15 protein-coding genes are annotated in these 16,726 nt (G+C 37.8%); 5 read left to right on the top strand and 10 right to left on the bottom strand.

The window, feature by feature from the left end:
* Positions 1–61 precede the first annotated feature (61 nt).
* Complete coding sequence (mnmH, locus tag IEV57_RS12665) at positions 62–1,102, top strand: tRNA 2-selenouridine(34) synthase MnmH (RefSeq protein WP_188443379.1); 1,041 nt, start codon at positions 62–64, stop codon at positions 1,100–1,102.
* On the top strand, positions 1,090–2,130 hold the full coding sequence (selD, locus tag IEV57_RS12660; protein ID WP_188443377.1) for a selenide, water dikinase SelD: 1,041 nt from the start codon (positions 1,090–1,092) through the stop codon (positions 2,128–2,130). Before mnmH ends, selD begins: the two co-directional genes overlap by 13 nt.
* 27 nt (positions 2,131–2,157) lie before the next feature.
* On the opposite strand, the gene IEV57_RS12655 is transcribed toward selD, so the two are convergent.
* The 8 genes from IEV57_RS12655 to cmk form a co-directional block, all read right to left on the bottom strand.
* The gene (locus IEV57_RS12655) at positions 2,158–2,718 is read right to left on the bottom strand and encodes a DUF502 domain-containing protein (RefSeq protein WP_188443375.1); all 561 of its coding nucleotides are present in this window, start codon (positions 2,716–2,718) and stop codon (positions 2,158–2,160) included.
* A gap of 83 nt (positions 2,719–2,801) precedes the next feature.
* Entirely contained in the window at positions 2,802–3,413 is a 612-nt protein-coding gene (gene nqrE / locus IEV57_RS12650; RefSeq protein WP_188443373.1) for an NADH:ubiquinone reductase (Na(+)-transporting) subunit E, read from the bottom strand.
* Between the two features lie 13 nt (positions 3,414–3,426).
* Entirely contained in the window at positions 3,427–4,110 is a 684-nt protein-coding gene (locus IEV57_RS12645; protein ID WP_188443371.1) for an NADH:ubiquinone reductase (Na(+)-transporting) subunit D, read from the bottom strand.
* Between the two features lie 25 nt (positions 4,111–4,135).
* Entirely contained in the window at positions 4,136–4,912 is a 777-nt protein-coding gene (gene nqrC / locus IEV57_RS12640) for an NADH:ubiquinone reductase (Na(+)-transporting) subunit C (RefSeq protein ID WP_188443369.1), read from the bottom strand.
* Positions 4,899–6,113 carry an NADH:ubiquinone reductase (Na(+)-transporting) subunit B gene (locus IEV57_RS12635; protein ID WP_188443367.1) on the bottom strand — a complete coding sequence of 405 codons (1,215 nt, stop codon included), beginning with the start codon at positions 6,111–6,113 and terminating at the stop codon, positions 4,899–4,901. The genes nqrC and IEV57_RS12635 overlap by 14 nt, the downstream gene beginning before the upstream one ends.
* A gap of 5 nt (positions 6,114–6,118) precedes the next feature.
* Positions 6,119–7,504, bottom strand: coding sequence for a Na(+)-translocating NADH-quinone reductase subunit A (locus IEV57_RS12630; protein ID WP_188443365.1), 1,386 nt, complete (start codon positions 7,502–7,504; stop codon positions 6,119–6,121).
* Positions 7,505–7,635: 131 nt separating this feature from the next.
* Positions 7,636–8,538, bottom strand: a complete 903-nt coding sequence (locus IEV57_RS12625; RefSeq protein ID WP_188443363.1) for a 4-hydroxy-3-methylbut-2-enyl diphosphate reductase — start codon at positions 8,536–8,538, stop codon at positions 7,636–7,638.
* A 13-nt stretch (positions 8,539–8,551) separates the two neighbouring features.
* On the bottom strand, positions 8,552–9,229 hold the full coding sequence (cmk, locus tag IEV57_RS12620; protein ID WP_188443361.1) for a (d)CMP kinase: 678 nt from the start codon (positions 9,227–9,229) through the stop codon (positions 8,552–8,554).
* Positions 9,230–9,380: 151 nt separating this feature from the next.
* On the opposite strand from cmk, the gene ade reads away from it, so the two are divergent.
* The 3 genes from ade to IEV57_RS12605 all read left to right on the top strand — a co-directional run bounded on the left by ade (position 9,381) and on the right by IEV57_RS12605 (position 13,944).
* Entirely contained in the window at positions 9,381–11,015 is a 1,635-nt protein-coding gene (ade, locus tag IEV57_RS12615) for an adenine deaminase (protein ID WP_188443358.1), read from the top strand.
* A 234-nt stretch (positions 11,016–11,249) separates the two neighbouring features.
* Positions 11,250–12,389 carry an acyl-CoA dehydrogenase family protein gene (locus tag IEV57_RS12610; protein ID WP_188443424.1) on the top strand — a complete coding sequence of 380 codons (1,140 nt, stop codon included), beginning with the start codon at positions 11,250–11,252 and terminating at the stop codon, positions 12,387–12,389.
* Between the two features lie 379 nt (positions 12,390–12,768).
* Positions 12,769–13,944, top strand: a complete 1,176-nt coding sequence (locus tag IEV57_RS12605; protein WP_188443356.1) for a DUF4221 family protein — start codon at positions 12,769–12,771, stop codon at positions 13,942–13,944.
* A gap of 302 nt (positions 13,945–14,246) precedes the next feature.
* Here the strand turns inward: IEV57_RS12605 and IEV57_RS12600 are convergent, their stop codons facing one another.
* Positions 14,247–14,993 (bottom strand): MIP/aquaporin family protein, encoded by a 747-nt coding sequence (locus tag IEV57_RS12600; RefSeq protein ID WP_188443354.1) that lies wholly within the window; start codon positions 14,991–14,993, stop codon positions 14,247–14,249.
* Positions 14,993–16,483: a glycerol kinase GlpK gene (gene glpK, locus IEV57_RS12595; protein WP_188443352.1), complete on the bottom strand. Its 1,491-nt coding sequence runs from the start codon at positions 16,481–16,483 to the stop codon at positions 14,993–14,995. Before glpK ends, IEV57_RS12600 begins: the two co-directional genes overlap by 1 nt.
* Positions 16,484–16,726: the final 243 nt, after the last annotated feature.

Here is a 16,726-nt window from a genome sequence, read left to right as displayed (position 1 = left end):
ATCAAAATGTAGCCACAGGATATTTACTGTGGCTTTTTTTATTTTTAGCCATGTAGGATAAATGAAAGAAGAGATTCTAGAGTTAGATGAGTTTTTGACTTTGAGAAAAAAAATTCCCCTGTTGGATGCTAGAAGTGAAGGTGAATTTTTACAGAGTCATATCCCAGGTGCAATCAATGTCCCAATTTTAAATGATGCAGAGAGACAATCCGTCGGAACGATCTACAAACAGGAGGGAAGTGACAATGCCGTTTTAAAGGGATTTGAGCTTGTTGGCCCAAGATTTCATTCCATCATAAAAAAAGCTCTTGAGCTCTTTCCGGATAAAAAAATACTTGTTTACTGCTGGAGAGGTGGTATGCGAAGTGAGATAATGTCATGGTTATTGAGTCTATCAGGATTTAAAGTTTATCGGCTAAAAGGAGGTTATAAAGCTTATAGAACTAAGACGTTTGTTACGGTAAGGCAAAATCATAAATACCTAGTATTGGGTGGGAAAACTGGTGTAGGAAAAACAAGACTTTTAAAAAGACTAAGGGAAAGAGAGGAACATATCATAGACCTAGAAGGATTGGCAAATCATAAAGGATCATCTTTTGGTGGAATAGGAATGGAATCTCAACCATCTGTCGAGCAATTTGAAAATCTTATCGCAGAAGAACTTTTTCAAATCCCATCTGAGGATATTATTTGGATAGAAAATGAAAGCAGAAGAATCGGTAAGGTTATTCTTCCCAAAGAGCTTTATGATACGTTATCAAATGCACCCATGATAGAAATTGAAAGGTCCAAGGACCAAAGAATTGAACTCATCATAGATGAATATGGGGCTTTACCTAAAGAAGAATTGCTTTCAGCGGTAAATCGATTGAGAAAAAAGTTGGGAGGATTAAATACGTCTCAATGTATTCAAGCAATTGAAAACAATCAGCCGACCATATGGATTACTCTTTTACTTTATTATTATGATAAAGCATACGAGTTTGATCTAGAAAAGAATCATACTTCTCAAAGAATTAGATTCGATATGAGTACTAGCTTATTGGAAACCGAAATAGATCAGCTTTTAGAGTTTAAAACTAACTTTCAATGGAAAATTTAAAAATAAAATTAACTCAATTTAGCGAAGGGTCTGGTTGTGGATGTAAAATAGCTCCCGCAGTATTGGACAGTATCCTGGCTAATAGAAAATCCATTGATCTGCTCGATTCTAATCTCTTAGTGGGTAATACTTCGAAAGATGATGCAGCTGTATACCAAGTCAGTGAAGATTTAGCCATGATCAACACAGTAGATTTTTTTACTCCAATTGTGGATGATGCTTATGATTTTGGGAGAATAGCTGCTGCTAACGCACTATCTGATGTTTATGCCATGGGAGGAAAGCCACTTTTTGCCAATGCAATTTTAAGCTGGCCTGTTGAAAAAATAGATCCTTTATTAGCCGGAGAAGTATTGGAGGGTGGTAGAGCGATGTGTCATCAAGTGGGGATCCCTTTAGCTGGAGGTCATAGTATCGCTGCCAAAGACCCGATTTTTGGATTGTCTGTATCGGGATTGATATCTCCAAAATTGATCAAAACAAATAAGGGAGCAGAGGAAGGTGATCTGATTTATATTACAAAACCCATTGGTATTGGGGTTTTAGCCACTGCGCTAAAAAGAGATAAATTATTACTTGGCGATTATGAGATAATGATTAAATATGCGACTGAAATAAATTTGATAGGACAGGAATTTGGCAAGTTGCAGTATGTACACGCGATGACCGATGTAACAGGTTTTGGATTGATGGGGCATTTGATTGAAATGGCTGAAGGAGCAAACCTATCTGCTGCTGTTCAAAGTGCAGATATTCCCCTGATAGATGGTGTTCAAGGCTATATAGACCAATTTATCTTCCCAGACAATACTTACAGAAATTGGAATGCTAATAGTAAAAATTCAGAAGGTATTGTAGGAATGGAACTGGTGAAATTTTGTGATCCACAAACCAATGGAGGCCTACTAGTGGCTGTGGATCCTAAATTTCAAAATGACTTTGAAAGCGGATTGGAAAGAAATAATACTCAAGCTTGGATTATTGGTGAATTCAAATCAAAGTCAGCTGTTCGGTTAAGTGTTATTTAAATCTTTGATCGCTTTATAAAACTATTATCAAACCTGCTCCAAATTAGACACCCCACCAGATACAATAAACTTCATGATGTCCGAACTTTTGACATTATTGAGAATTCTCACATTATGTCTTGGTACAAGGTACAGGTTACCAGAGAAGTTATAGCTATGGGGAAAGTAGATAGCTACAAGGTTTTCTTCTTCCAAAATACTCAAATCATCTTGTGTAATAAATCCCAATCTTGACATGCCTTCTGAGAGTTTGACGATTACAGGGATGTTGAATTTTTTCTTATCACCTACAAAAGCTGACATCAAATCTTTGATACTTGTATAGACGATATTAATCAGGGGGATTTTAAAAATCCATTTTTCAAAGATCTCAAAGAGGGGCTTTGTTATAAACAAGCCTGCCAGATATCCTACAAAAGTAATGAAGCCCAACATGATCAAAATCCCCAAACCAGGTACAGGAATTGGAATAATGCCATCAAGGAAATTGATCGTCAATATGATAATATAGATTGTAAGGGCTAGTGGGATGACAAATAGAATGCCTCTGAAGAAGTAAGTAATGAATCTTTTGTATGTAAATGACATGTTGAAATTATTATAATTCAAAACTACAAAAAAAAAGCCTCAGATTTCTCCGAGGCTTTTTTTAAAGAACTTTGTTAGGTTGATTATAAATCAATACCCATAAATGACATAAATGCAATTCCCATCAATCCGGTAATTAGCATTGTGATGCCTAGACCTTTTAGACCATTTGGGACATTTGAGTATTTTAATTTTTCTCTGATAGCTGCCAAAGCAATGATAGCCAAGAAGAACCCAGTACCTGAACCGAAACCATATACTGCTGATTCGGCCAAAGTGTAATCTCTCTGTGCCATGAATAGTGAACCACCCAGAATCGCGCAGTTTACTGCGATCAAAGGAAGGAAGATACCCAAAGCGCCATAAAGAGCAGGTGCAAACTTCTCTACTACCATCTCTACCAATTGTACCATGGCAGCAATGATGGCAATGAACATGATAAATCTCAAGAAAGACAGATCAATTGTGGCAAAAGTTGCTCCTGCCCATGTCAAAGCCCCTTCTTTCAATACATATTCATTCAAAAGCCAGTTAACTGGAACTGTTACTGTCAATACGAAGATAACAGCTGCACCAAGACCCAAAGCTGTACTTACCTTTTTGGAAACTGCCAAGAATGAACACATTCCCAAGAAGTAGGCAAATACCATGTTGTCAATAAATATTGATCGTATAGCTAAATTAAATAATTCCATGTCTCTTTATTTATTAATGTTCAACATATCCTGTTTTGGTACGCTGTACCCAAATGATCAATCCTAGGATGATAAATGCACCTACAGGAGATACCATCAAGCCATTGGTTGCTAAGCTGAATTCACCACCGAATAGACCGCTGATACCATCATATACTTGAACTCCAAATACTGAACCTGAACCCAATAACTCTCTGAAGAAAGCTACTGCCAAGATAATCCAAGAATATCCTAAAGCACTACCAAATCCATCAAGGATTGCATCATAAGGCTTATTTCCCAAAGCAAAAGCTTCTAAACGACCCATTACGATACAGTTGGTAATAATCAAACCAACGAATACGGAAAGTTCTTTATACATGTCATAAGCAAATGCTTTCAGGACTTCATTTACCAAAGTAACCAAAGTAGCAACCACTGCTAGCTGAACAATAATCCTGACCCTAGAAGGGATTGTGTTTCTCAATAATGAAATGGTCAAGTTGGCCATTACAATAACGAAAATTACGGAGATGGCCATGACCAATGTTGGTTGCATCTGCGTAGTGACTGCAAGTGCTGAACAAATTCCTAATACCTGAATGGTAATTGGGTTATCGTCAACGAGAGGGTCAGATACTAATTTTTTTCTTCTTTTAGAAAGAAGTGCCTCTGTTGGCTTTTTTACTTCTTCTACTTGTGCTGTTTCTGTACTCATTATAGAAAGATTGAAACGTTCAAAATCAATTTAATACCGCTACTCCGGTGGAAGATCCAGATTTTCTCTTTTCTAGATAGGGTTTGTAGTGACCAATGTAGTTTTTCAACATATCATTTACACCATTTGCTGTAATGGTTGCTCCTGATAGACCGTCAACTTTATGTTCTTCACCATCATAATCCTTGCCCTCACCTTTTTGCATGATTACAGCTTGTAATTCGCCATTGTCATCAAAAATCTTTTTGCCTTGATATCTCGCTTGTACTCCATTTTCAGTGATTCTTGCTCCAAGTCCAGGAGTTTCTCCTTTGTGTGAAAATGTAACCCCTTCTATGGTGTTCAAATCAGTTTGTAAAGCAACGTAGCCCCAGATTTCATCCCAAAGACCTGCACCATAAACTGGTAAGATATAAGATATTGCCGCATCTTCATTACCCTCTTCGTGATAAATGAAAACTGGATATAATCTGTCTGCAGGTGCTTTTTTGTAGTTTTTCCCTACATTAACTGTCTCAGCAACGATAGGATTACCCTCTGTATCTTGTTCAACTTCTTTACCTTCAATATCAACAACCTTAGAAGCGATTCTTGACTCATAATAAGCGAGAACTTCTTCTGGTTTCAAAGCCTTCAATTCTTCAGGAGCCATCACAGCACCTAAGATTTGCTTTTTGTTGTCCAAATCTTCAGCTTTCTTCTGAATAGGTCCTAAAACTTGAGAAGTACCTGATAATAACAATCCCAATACTACTGTAAGGATAATTGAGAAAGTGATGATATAACCGTTAGACTGTTGCACGTTGTAACCTCCTTTTCTTGTTTGCTTTTACTACATAATAATCGATCAAAGGTGCAAAGACGTTCAAGAAAAGAACGGCAAGCATGATTCCTTCTGGATAAGCTGGATTAGTTACTCTGATGATGACTGTCAAGGCACCAATGAGAAGACCATAAATCCACTTTCCTGTTTCTGTCTGTGCTGCTGATACTGGATCAGTTGCCATAAATACGATACCGAATGCTAATCCACCCATTACCCAGTGGTATTCAGGTCCCATGGCCATGTATTCATTCACTGCAAATAGGTTCATGATAAAGCCCATTATATAAGCTCCTGCAAAACCACTTACAATAATTTTCCAACTTGCTACTCCTGTACCTATTAGTATAGCCGCTCCTACAAGTGCCATCAGTGTCGATGTTTCACCAATTGAACCTGGAATCCAACCCATAAATAAATTAGCGAATTCATAAATGCCTGAACCCAACACACTGTTGTGGGAAGATAGAGCTGTATTGACAGCTTCTCCTTCTACACCAGCATTGTAGGCTACTGCAAGCGCTGTTGCGCCAGAGAATCCATCAACCGCAGTTTTATCTCCTAGATAAGTCCAAACTTGATCACCTGAAATTTGAGCAGGATAAGCGAAGTATAAAAATGCTCTAGCAGTCATGGCTACGTTCAAGATATTCATTCCTGTGCCACCAAAAACTTCTTTTGCAATCACAACAGCAAAGATTGTTGCTAACGCAACTTGCCATAATGGTAAAGTAGCTGGTACAACCAAAGGAATCAACATACCTGTTACCAAAAAGCCTTCGTTAATAGGGTGTTTCCTAATTACAGCAAAAGCTGCTTCAACCAATCCACCGGCAGCATATGCTACGATAACTATTGGTAAAACTAGGGTTAAACCTAAAATTGCTTTATCAGCAAAATTATCCCACAAACCAGCACCCTGGCCTGTAGCCAAGAAATGTTGATGACCTGTATTATAAATACCAAACAATAAAGCTGGAATCATGGCAATCACCACCGTGATCATCATTCTCTTCAAGTCTATTGCATCTTTTACTTGAGCACCTTTAATACCATTCGTATGCTTTGGTGAAAACAAAAATGTCTCACCTGCTTCGAATGCATAGTAAAGAGGCTCCAATTTACCTCCCTTTTGGAAAAGGGGTTTCTGCTTGTCTAACAGATCTCTTAGAAACTTCATATTTATTAACTGTATTGAATTAAGTCTATACCTTTTCTAACTATTTCCTGAACTGGGTGTTTGGAAACGTCTACAAATTCACATAGTGCAAGGTCTTCTTCTACGATTTCATAGATTCCTAGTTCCTCCATCTCGTCAAAATCTTCAGCCATTATGGCCTTCAATAAATAAACTGGAAGAATATCCATTGGTGTTACACTTTCAAAAACACCCGTCTGTACGAATGCTCTTTCTTCACCTCTTACGTTGGTGTCCAAAACAAATTCTTTGCTTGGCTTTAAGAATGAAAGTAATCCTAATGCTCTGTGGAAACTCAATTTATCTGCGGTTGGCTTCATCCAGCCTAAGAATTCATGGTATTCTCCTTCAGGAAGTAGGGTGATTTGATTGCTGTAGTAACCTAGGTACCCATCTTTGTTGATTTTTTCACCTGTAAGTACATTTCCTGAAACTACTCTTGTCTCAGGTGCAATATCTGATTTTTCATCTTCTTGAATGTTGCCATTCACCATAGTGTCAACGCACGCACCGATAAAGGTCTTGGTGTAAGCAGCATTTTTAGCTCTAGAGCCAGTGATAGCGATCACTTTTGATGCATCATACCTGCCTTCTAGGAGTAATTTCCCCATTTGTGCTACGCCAAATGGAGTAATTGTCCAAGCAATTTCGCCTTTGTTGATTGCATCGATGTGATGTATCTGAATTCCTACGTTTCCAGCTGGGTGTGGACCTGAAAATTTATTGATTTGTGCGTTCTGTACATTTGCAAAAACAGCAGGAACTTCAGCGTCAGCATTCAAATTTAAATGAACAATTCCGTCTGTTAGTTTTTTCAAAACATCTATGCCAGCTTGGAAATATTTTTCTTCTCCCTTGAGCGTCACTGCAAAATCAGGTGCTAATGGATGAGAATCAAAGCCCGAAATAAATATTGCTTTTGGATTGTCAGCTGGATTTGCTACGATGCCAAAAGGTCTTTGGATGATTTGTGGCCACACTCCACCTTTGGTAAGGTTGGCGATGGCGTCTTCTCTAGACAGATTTTTGATGGAGGATTCTGAGAATTTTTCGAAACTTTCATAGCTGATTTCTGAATCTGCCAAGATTTTGATTTCCAATAACTTTCTCTTTTCACCTCTTTTGATCTCAACGATTTCGCCAGAGACTGGCGCGACATACTGAACTTGATCCAGCGCTTTGTCGATTAAAATCGGAGTTCCAGCCTTTACTGTATCACCTTCGTTTACAGTAACTTTTGGTCTTTGTAAACCAATAAAGTCCGTAGGTTTGATTGCAAAGGTTTTTGCTGGCTGGAATTCTACAAGCTTCTTTTCAGCTTTTCCAACGAGCTTAATGTCGAATCCCTTCTTAAGCTTAACTAGTTTTGACATATTATTTTGAACTGTATGGTCTTTTGAAAAACGCCTCAAATCTAATAAAATACATCAGTTATTAGAAGATAATTCTGTTATTATTTGTCAGCGTGTTGCTAACTTAACATACTTATTTGGCGACCTTTCGATTAATTGTTTTCTAATGCTAGATTATGTTCAAGCGATGTGATATGTGATTTGATTTGCTCCATGAGCCACATTGGCGTCGAAGTTGCACCACATATACCTATTTTGTCTTCTGGTCTAAACCAACTTGGATCTATCTCAGATTCATTTTCCACAAAATAACTTTTCTCATTTTGGCTTTTACATACTTGATAAAGTGCCTTTCCGTTGGAGCTTTTTTTGCCAGAAACGAAGATGATCACATCATTTTCTTTCGAGAAGTTCAATAACTGAGGCTCTCGATTTGATACTTGTCGGCAAATGGAGTCATTGGCATTAAAATCGACTTCGTTTAAGGTTCCTTTTGTTTCCCTTATTCGATTTTCAATCCTTTCTTTTAATTCGTAAAAGCCTTTAGTGCTTTTGGTAGTCTGACTGAATAAGGTTACTGGTTTGTTGAAATCGATTTTGTCCAAATCTTTCTCTTCCATCACTACGATCGCTTTTTCTAATGTCTGTCCCGTGAGTCCGATTACTTCTGCATGGCCTTTTTTACCATAGATGACGATCTGACCATTTTCCCTCTCCATTTTGTCAAAGGCTGTTTTAACTCTATGTTGTAACTTCAATACAACAGGACAAGAGGCATCAATCAATTCAATGTTATTTTCTATGGCAGTTTTGTAAGTCTCTGGAGGTTCGCCGTGAGCCCGGATCAGAACTTTGCAGTTGGAAAGTTCTTGAAGTTTTTCACGGTCGATCACCACCAAGCCTTTTTCGCTTAGCCTTTTGACTTCCATGTCATTGTGTACAATGTCACCCAAGCAAAATAACTGATGGGATTCTTGCATTTCATCCTCAGCCATTTTGATAGCGAACTCTACTCCAAAGCAATAACCTGAATTTTTATCGATGGTAACATTCATAATACAGCTGTTTTTAGCTAAGTTTTTCTTGAGCTAGTGATACGATTTGTTCGACTTGGTCATCAAATTCCAATAAACTTGTATCTATTTCGATGGCATCTTCTGCTTTGAGTAAAGGGCTTTCAGTTCTAGTAGAATCTATTCTGTCCCTTTCAACGAGGTTATGTTTGATTTTTTCCAGATCTATCAAATCACCTTTTTCCAAGATTTCTTTTTGTCTTCTTGCTGCTCTGATGGATAAATCTGCAGTCATAAATACTTTGAGTTCAGCCTCTGGAAAAACTACTGTGCCGATATCTCGCCCATCCATGACAACTCCTTTTGATTTTCCAAGTTTCTGCTGTTGAGCAACAAGAGCAAGTCGAACTTCTTTTAATTTACTAACTTCACTAACGTATTCTGACACCCTCATAGTTCGGATTTCATCTTCTACATTTAGTTCGTTCAGGTAGGTTTCTTGGGTTTGTTGCTCTGGATTGAAATGGAAACTAATCTTCAGACTATCTAAAGCTTTGCTTACCTCTTTGGGATTAGAAAGTACGGTGTGATTATTTAAAAAATGTAAAGTTGCTGCACGATACATGGCTCCGGAGTCTATATATGTATAGCCAAGCTTTTTAGCCACTTCTTTCGCTGTAGAACTTTTTCCGCAACCTGAAAATCCATCTATTGCAATTACTATTTTACCCATTCCTAAAAGTTGTCTCGCTTTTTTCTTTTCAGGCGCAAATATAGTGGTTTTAAATCTATTTCTTCTAGGAAGTAAATGTATTCTTCCATCTCGCGCTTGGGGGGAAATAATTTATTAAATTTGCTATTATTCATCTCAAAACTTGAAGTAAATGAATTGTTTTTGTGTCGAAGGTCAATTTATTGATATAGATAATAGTGAGATTTTTTCTGCGGAAATTAAAGTAGGAGAAGGGAGGATTATTTCTATTAGGAAAATCCAGCAAAACAGTAGCCTTCCTTATATTTCTCCGGGTTTTATTGATGCCCATGTGCATGTGGAATCATCCATGTTGGTGCCCTCTGAGTTTGCAAGATTGGCAGTAGTTCATGGGACAGTGGCCACGATTTCAGATCCACACGAGATTGCCAATGTCTGTGGGATGGAGGGAGTGAATTACATGATAGATAATGGGTATAAGGTTCCCTTTAAATTTTACTTTGGAGCACCTTCTTGTGTACCAGCAACGCCTTTTGAAACTGCAGGAGGTGAAATTACTGCCAGTGATATCAACAAACTTTTGGAGAGAAAAGAAATCGTTTATTTGGCAGAGATGATGAATTGGCCTGGAACTGTCAATAGAGATCCTCTCGTGATGGAAAAGATTGCTTTGGCAAAGAAATACGGCAAACCTGTAGATGGTCATGCACCAGGATTGAAAGGAGACCTTGCGGTCAAATATGCTTCCGCAGGAATTACGACAGATCATGAATGCTTTACCAAAGAAGAGGCCCTTGGCAAACTTCAATTGGGGATGAAAATCGCAATTAGGGAGGGAAGTGCAGCGAAAAATTTTGATGCACTAATTGATTTGATAGATGATTATCCTTCAATGATTATGTTTTGCTCGGACGATAAGCATCCTGATAACCTGGCGGAATCACATATCAACGAATTGGTGTCTCGTGCGGTGAAGAAAGGTAAAAATCTTTTCGACGTGTTAAAAGCTGCTTGTATCACGCCTATTCTTCATTATCGATTAGATGTAGGTAGGTTGAAAATAGGGGACCCAGCTGATTTTATTTTAATCGAAAACATTGAAGATTTTAAAGTATGTGCCACCTATATCAATGGGGAATTGGTTGCTAAAAATGGTACAACTCTTATCAAGAAGGTAGAAAATAAGATCATCAATAATTTCAATACTTCGCTCAAGTTAAGTGCTGATTTCGAATTAAAAGCCAATAGTGAAAAAGTTCGAGTGATTGAAGCTTTGGATGGTCAATTGATTACGCCTGGAATACTTGGGCGTATCATTACCCAAGATGGTTTGGCAAATTCAAATGTAGAGTCGGATATTTTAAAAATCACAGTGGTCAATCGCTATGAGGATGCTAAACCCGCGGTTGCTTTTATCAAAAACTTTGGATTGAAATCAGGTGCGATTGCGTCTTCTGTAGGTCACGATTCTCACAATATCATTGCGGTAGGTGTAGATGATGAATCCATAGCTAAAGCCGTCAACTTATTGATTGAAGTAAAAGGGGGAGTTGCCGCAGTTGATCAAGAGGAACAAATTGTGCTTCCGCTTCCTGTTGGTGGGATTATGTCTGCTGAGGATGGATACGAAGTAGCTAAAGTCTATACGAAAATTGACCAAATGGCAAAAAATATGGGTTCTAAGCTTCAATCACCCTTTATGACTTTAAGTTTTATGGCTTTATTGGTTATTCCAGATCTGAAATTAAGTGATAAAGGACTTTTTGACGGGCAGAAATTCGAGTTTGTTGACGTCTTCACAGGTTAAAATCAACCGATTACATAAATTATATAATGATTTCATGAAGATCAAAATTTGGGTTATACAGGGCATAGAGAAATAGATTTTATATCAAAGATTAAGAGCTCAGTTTTTTATATTGAAAATTCGGAAGAAAGCAATCGATAGATGGATTTGATCCATATTTTTCAAACTTCTAGTTTGATAGGAAGTTAGTATATTAGTAAAAAATATAACCCAAATAATTAACGAAATAATATGATGAATTTTGAGCTCAATGAAAATCAGGCGATGATCGCACAGATGATTAAGGATTTTGGAGCAAAAGAGATTACCCCTTTTAGAAAAGACTGGGACGATAAGCAGCATTTTCCAATCGAAGTATTTAAGAAACTTGGAGAACTTGGTTTGATGGGCGTATTAGTGCCTACTGAGTATGGAGGTTCTGGTTTCGGATATTTTGAATACGTGACAGCAATTTTGGAATTGTCAAAACTTGATCCTTCTGTAGGACTATCAATGGCGGCACATAATTCCCTTTGTACCGGACATATCATGATGTTTGGAAATGAAGAGCAAAAAAGAAAATACTTGCCAAAACTTGCTACTTGTGAATTTTTAGGTGCTTGGGGTTTAACTGAGCCAAATACAGGTTCTGATGCTGGCAACATGCGTACAGTAGCAGTAGAAGATGGCGATTATTATGTCATCAATGGAGCGAAAAATTTTATCACTCATGGAGTTTCGGGTGATGTTGCAGTGGTGATTGCAAGAACAGGAGAAGTGGGTGACTCACATGGAATGACAGCATTTGTAATAGAAAGAGGTACTCCGGGATTCAAAGGTGGTCGCAAGGAAGATAAGCTTGGGATGCGTGCATCTGAGACTGCTGAGATGATCTTTGAAGACTGTAGAGTTCATAAGAGTCAGATTCTTGGCGAAATAGGAGATGGATTTATTCAGTCAATGAAAATCCTCGATGGGGGTAGAATTTCTATCGCCGCATTGTCTTTGGGAATTGCAGAAGGTGCTTTGGAAGAGTCAATTCAATACTCAAAAGAAAGACAGCAATTCAATCAGCCTATCAGTAGATTCCAAGGCATTTCATTTAAGTTGGCAGATATGGCTACGCAAGTAGAGGCAGCTAAATTGCTAACCTTCAAAGCAGCTGATTTGAAAAATAGAGGACAAAAAGTGACTTTAGCAGGTGCAAAAGCAAAACTATTCGCTTCAGAAGTTTGTGTTTCTGTTTCCAATGAAGCAGTTCAAATTTTCGGTGGTTACGGATTTACAAAGGATTATCCAGTAGAGAAATACTACAGAGATTCTAAGCTTTGTACAATCGGTGAAGGAACTTCCGAGATACAGAAGTTGGTGATTTCGAGAGAGATTTTGAAGTAGTCAACAGACGACGGTCAACAGTCATCAGAGTTCAATTGCACTCTCCTAACTTAGGATGATTACCTGTATTATTCATGGTTTCATGTAGTTAATTTGATGATAGTCATAGCCTTGAATCAGGAGCCAAACCCTTCCAAAGTTTCAAACTTTGGAAGGGTTTTTTCATTCCAAGCTAATAGCCATATTAAGAGAGGTTTAATTTAGATTTCCATATTGTATAAATAGGGAATTTAATTTCGGATTTGTACAAAATATCAGAGTATTCAAAATTTTTTTAAAAAAAGAAACATTCACTTGGACATACCAAAAGTAATCATGATCTTGAAGAAGCTTTTAGGTGAAGTTGTGTTGAAATGAGTTTTTCAACTAATCAGAATCCATGAAGAAAATATATTTACTTCTTTTTTTATTTAGCATTCTTAGCTTAACAAGTTGTGAAAAACAGGCTTCAACTAGTCAATCGCTTGATCCTAACCCACGAAAATTTGATGATATAATCACATTGATTTCAGCTGATACGATATCCATTCCAATTGGGCAGAGAACCAATGTGTTCTCAAAATACATTTCAAAGACTAGTATAAAAGGAAAGGATTATTTGGGACTTGTAAATGAAAATACCAATCAATTAGAGTTTTATGGATTGTCCGATGATACAGAGAATTTCAGCATCAAATATCAACAAGAAGGACCCAATGGAGTCAGAACAATCAAGGCATTTGAAGTTTTGTCTGACAGTACGCTATTGATTGGGAGTTCTTGGCGTCGTGAACTGTATATTTCAGATTTTAGTGGTAATCTTCTGAATAAGATAAATTCAGTAGAGAAGGAGAGGGCTGACAGGAAGCCTTATGTTCAGATTTATTACACAAACAACCCATTAATTTATAGCGAAAAAACTCAATCTATTTTTACTTTCGCTATAGTTGATCAAAATAATTATTTACCTGGAATTTGGTCAGGGACATATTTTGTGGAAATCTCAACCCTTGAGGGGAATGAAATGAAGCATACTTTGAAATTACCAGAGTATTTATCGGATTTAGTTTATGGTGCATTTTTTTCCCATAGTTCACATTTGATGAAGGGTGATAATCAAATGATAATTAGTATGCCTTATTTAAATGATTTGTTGGTTTATGATTTGGATTCTGAGGACATTTCTTATGCAGAAGCTGGTCATAGCAGTTTTGGTGATCTTCTTCCTTTAGAAAATCCAATCTCAGAATTTAGTGAGAGAGATTATATCAATACTTACAGGGAAATTGCTTATGATAATGAAACTGGTTACTTGTATAGGTTTGCCTATGAAGGAGTGGATTATAAGGATTTGGATGGCAGAAGAAGGACATGGGATAACAAAAAACCATCAATAATTATTTTGGATAAGGAAATGAATAAGGTAGGTGAATATCATCTTCCTATAGATCAGTTCTACACAAGGATGTACTTCACCCACCAAGGAAAGTTATATGTTTCAATCAATCATCCAGATAATAATCCGTCTGAAGATGAATTGATTTTTGTTGGATTAAAACCAGTTGATAAGTTATGAGAAAGGTTGAATTAAGTTTGAAAATGTGGATAATCAGGTTCTTAAAATCTCTAAACATTTAGAAGAGAGCTAAACCCTCAAACCTTTCAGGTTTTATTGATAATCAATCAGTTGTTAGAATTAGTCTAATGAAACCTTGAAGGTTTTGCTCACTATATATATGCAGATTATTGCAAATTTTACGAAAGAATTAATAGAACACTGATGATGCAGAATTAACGGAATGACACGGATGAGAAATAAGTAATCATAATATCAATCCCGATTCATGAAACACTTTCAATCAAAAGCGTGAAATCAATTTAGACCATTCCACCAGCGCCTAACAAAAGATAAATCCCAGTAGCTAGTGCTGCTCCCAAGATTGGGCCTACAATCGGTACCCAGCTGTAAGCCCAGTCACTTCCTCCTTTTCCTTTGATGGGTAAGATTTGATGCATAATCCTTGGTCCAAGATCACGGGCAGGATTGATTGCATAGCCAGTTGTGCCGCCAAGAGATAAGCCAATCACCCAAACCAAAAAGGCTACAGGCAATGCACCAAGTGATCCCAAACCAATCGGTGTATTGTTTCCATCCTGTAAAATGGGTTCTGTCGAATAAAGAATCACGATAATCAGAACAGATGTTCCTACGATTTCTGAAATCAGATTTGACGGTAAATTTCTAATGGCTGGAACAGTCGCAAATGGGGCGAATTTCAATCCTGGATCATCTGTCGCATCGAAATGATCTTTGTAAACCAGCCAAGCGATTCCTGAACCAAACATAGCTCCGAGTATCTGTGCGAAAACATACTTAGGGACATCTCCCCAAGGAAAATCGCCTGCAATTGCTAAGGCAATACTTACAGCAGGATTCAGATGCGCACCGCTATAAGGTCCCGCTACGACCACTCCGATAAAAACACCAAGTGCCCAAGCTGTGGTGATGACTATCCATCCACTATTTTGTCCTTTGGTTTTATTCAAAACCACATTAGCCACCACCCCAGAACCCATTGCGAGGAGGAGGGAGGTGCCTACAAATTCTGCTACGAATGCATCCATTATTCTACCCAGTTTTTAGATCTTTCAACTGCCTTATGCCAAAAATGTAGATATTTTTCGACTTTTTCCTTTTCCATATTTGGCTCAAAGCTTTTGTCTACTTCCCAAAGTGACTTAAGTTCCTCTTCATCTTTCCAAAATCCAACGGCTAGTCCTGCTAAAAATGCCGCTCCAATGGCTGTTGTTTCAATTATTTTTGGTCGGGTAATTTTACATTCTAAAATGTCGGATTGAAATTGCATGAGAAAATTATTTGCAGTTGCGCCTCCATCTACGCGCAGTTCTTTGGTGACTTCTCCACTGTCTTTTTCCATGGCACTGAGGACATCATTGACTTGGTAAGCAATGGCTTCCAAAGCAGCTCGAGTCATGTGGGCTATAGTTGTCCCGCGAGTAATTCCAAAAAACGCTCCTCTTGCATCTTGATCCCAATGTGGTGCTCCAAGGCCAGACAAAGCTGGAACAAAATAAACTCCATCATTATCTTCCAGACTTATGGCTAACTTTTCACTTTCTTTGGCATGTCCAAACATTTCCATTCCATCTCGTAGCCATTGTATCGCCGCACCTCCTATGAAAACAGAACCCTCTAAGGCATAGTTGATTTTTCCATTGATTTTCCAAGCTACAGTCGTAAGTAGTTTGTTTTGGGATGTCACAGGTTTTTCACCTGTATTCATGACAAGGAAACAACCTGTACCATAAGTGGTCTTCGCCATACCAGCTTGTGTGCAAAGTTGTCCGAAAAGTGCTGCTTGCTGATCACCAGCTACTCCAGAAATCGGGATTTTGTGCGAAAGAATATCTCCTGAAGTCTCTCCGATAAGTTCAGAGCTTTCTTTGACCTCAGGGAGCATATTTTCAGGAATGTCAAAAAGCTGAAGGAGTTCTTGATCCCATTTTTCTTCGTGAATATTATAAATCATTGTTCGGCTTGCGTTGCTGATATCGGTCGCATGGGTTTTTCCGCTAGTAAGTTTCCAAATCAGCCATGTGTCGATTGTCCCAAAAGCCAACTCACCTTTCTCAGCACGATCCCTCGCACCTTCAACATTGTCCAAAATCCATTTGATTTTAGTAGCTGAAAAATATGCGTCGAGAATTAAACCTGTTTTTTTTGCAATCACTTCCGCTTTTCCCTCCGCTTTCAATTCATCGCAATAAGCAGAAGTTCGTCGGTCTTGCCAAACTATAGCATTGTATAATGGCTTACCGGTTTTCCTATCCCAAACTACCGTTGTTTCTCTTTGATTGGTAATCCCAATGGCTGCGATTTCTGAGACTTTGATACCTTCATTGGCAAGTGATTCGATCATCACTGCAGATTGAGTAGCCCAAATTTCTTGAGGATCATGTTCCACCCATCCTGATTTTGGAAAATGCTGTTTAAAATCTTTCTGAGCAACAGAGATGATTTGTCCTTTCTTATCAAAAACGATTGCTCTAGAACTCGTCGTCCCTTGATCTAAGGATAAAATGTATTGAGGCATGGGTTAATTGTTTTAGGTATTGTTAGATGGTTGAATATTGTAGAACCATATTTGAAATATTGTAGAAATATGAATGAAATAAAATTGATATAATTGGGAGCATCGTACATATGATCTGTGAAGCCATATTTCTATTTATTTCACTTTAGTATATTTAGCCATAGGCAAATTTCAACCAAGCTATATTTCTATTTATTTCATTTCAATCATATCTCGCCGCAGGCATATTTCAGCGGAGCTATA

Origin of the sequence: Belliella aquatica, from assembly GCF_014637795.1 — a bacterium.
In the GTDB taxonomy this organism is placed as follows: Bacteria; Bacteroidota; Bacteroidia; order Cytophagales; family Cyclobacteriaceae; genus Belliella; species Belliella aquatica.
Note: the sequence above shows the minus strand (reverse complement) of the source record. Positions and strands in the feature narration are given on the sequence as shown.

What these genes read in the sequence shown, in the direction of transcription:
- mnmH (WP_188443379.1), top strand. Translation starts at nt 62, where the DNA reads ATGAAAGAAGAGATTCTAGAGTTAGATGAGTTTTTGACTTTGAGAAAA.
- selD (WP_188443377.1), top strand. Translation starts at nt 1,090, where the DNA reads ATGGAAAATTTAAAAATAAAATTAACTCAATTTAGCGAAGGGTCTGGT.
- IEV57_RS12655 (WP_188443375.1), bottom strand. Translation starts at nt 2,718, where the DNA reads ATGTCATTTACATACAAAAGATTCATTACTTACTTCTTCAGAGGCATT.
- nqrE (WP_188443373.1), bottom strand. Translation starts at nt 3,413, where the DNA reads ATGGAATTATTTAATTTAGCTATACGATCAATATTTATTGACAACATG.
- IEV57_RS12645 (WP_188443371.1), bottom strand. Translation starts at nt 4,110, where the DNA reads ATGAGTACAGAAACAGCACAAGTAGAAGAAGTAAAAAAGCCAACAGAG.
- IEV57_RS12635 (WP_188443367.1), bottom strand. Translation starts at nt 6,113, where the DNA reads ATGAAGTTTCTAAGAGATCTGTTAGACAAGCAGAAACCCCTTTTCCAA.
- IEV57_RS12630 (WP_188443365.1), bottom strand. Translation starts at nt 7,504, where the DNA reads ATGTCAAAACTAGTTAAGCTTAAGAAGGGATTCGACATTAAGCTCGTT.
- IEV57_RS12625 (WP_188443363.1), bottom strand. Translation starts at nt 8,538, where the DNA reads ATGAATGTTACCATCGATAAAAATTCAGGTTATTGCTTTGGAGTAGAG.
- cmk (WP_188443361.1), bottom strand. Translation starts at nt 9,229, where the DNA reads ATGGGTAAAATAGTAATTGCAATAGATGGATTTTCAGGTTGCGGAAAA.
- ade (WP_188443358.1), top strand. Translation starts at nt 9,381, where the DNA reads ATGAATTGTTTTTGTGTCGAAGGTCAATTTATTGATATAGATAATAGT.
- IEV57_RS12610 (WP_188443424.1), top strand. Translation starts at nt 11,250, where the DNA reads ATGAATTTTGAGCTCAATGAAAATCAGGCGATGATCGCACAGATGATT.
- IEV57_RS12605 (WP_188443356.1), top strand. Translation starts at nt 12,769, where the DNA reads ATGAAGAAAATATATTTACTTCTTTTTTTATTTAGCATTCTTAGCTTA.
- IEV57_RS12600 (WP_188443354.1), bottom strand. Translation starts at nt 14,993, where the DNA reads ATGGATGCATTCGTAGCAGAATTTGTAGGCACCTCCCTCCTCCTCGCA.
- glpK (WP_188443352.1), bottom strand. Translation starts at nt 16,483, where the DNA reads ATGCCTCAATACATTTTATCCTTAGATCAAGGGACGACGAGTTCTAGA.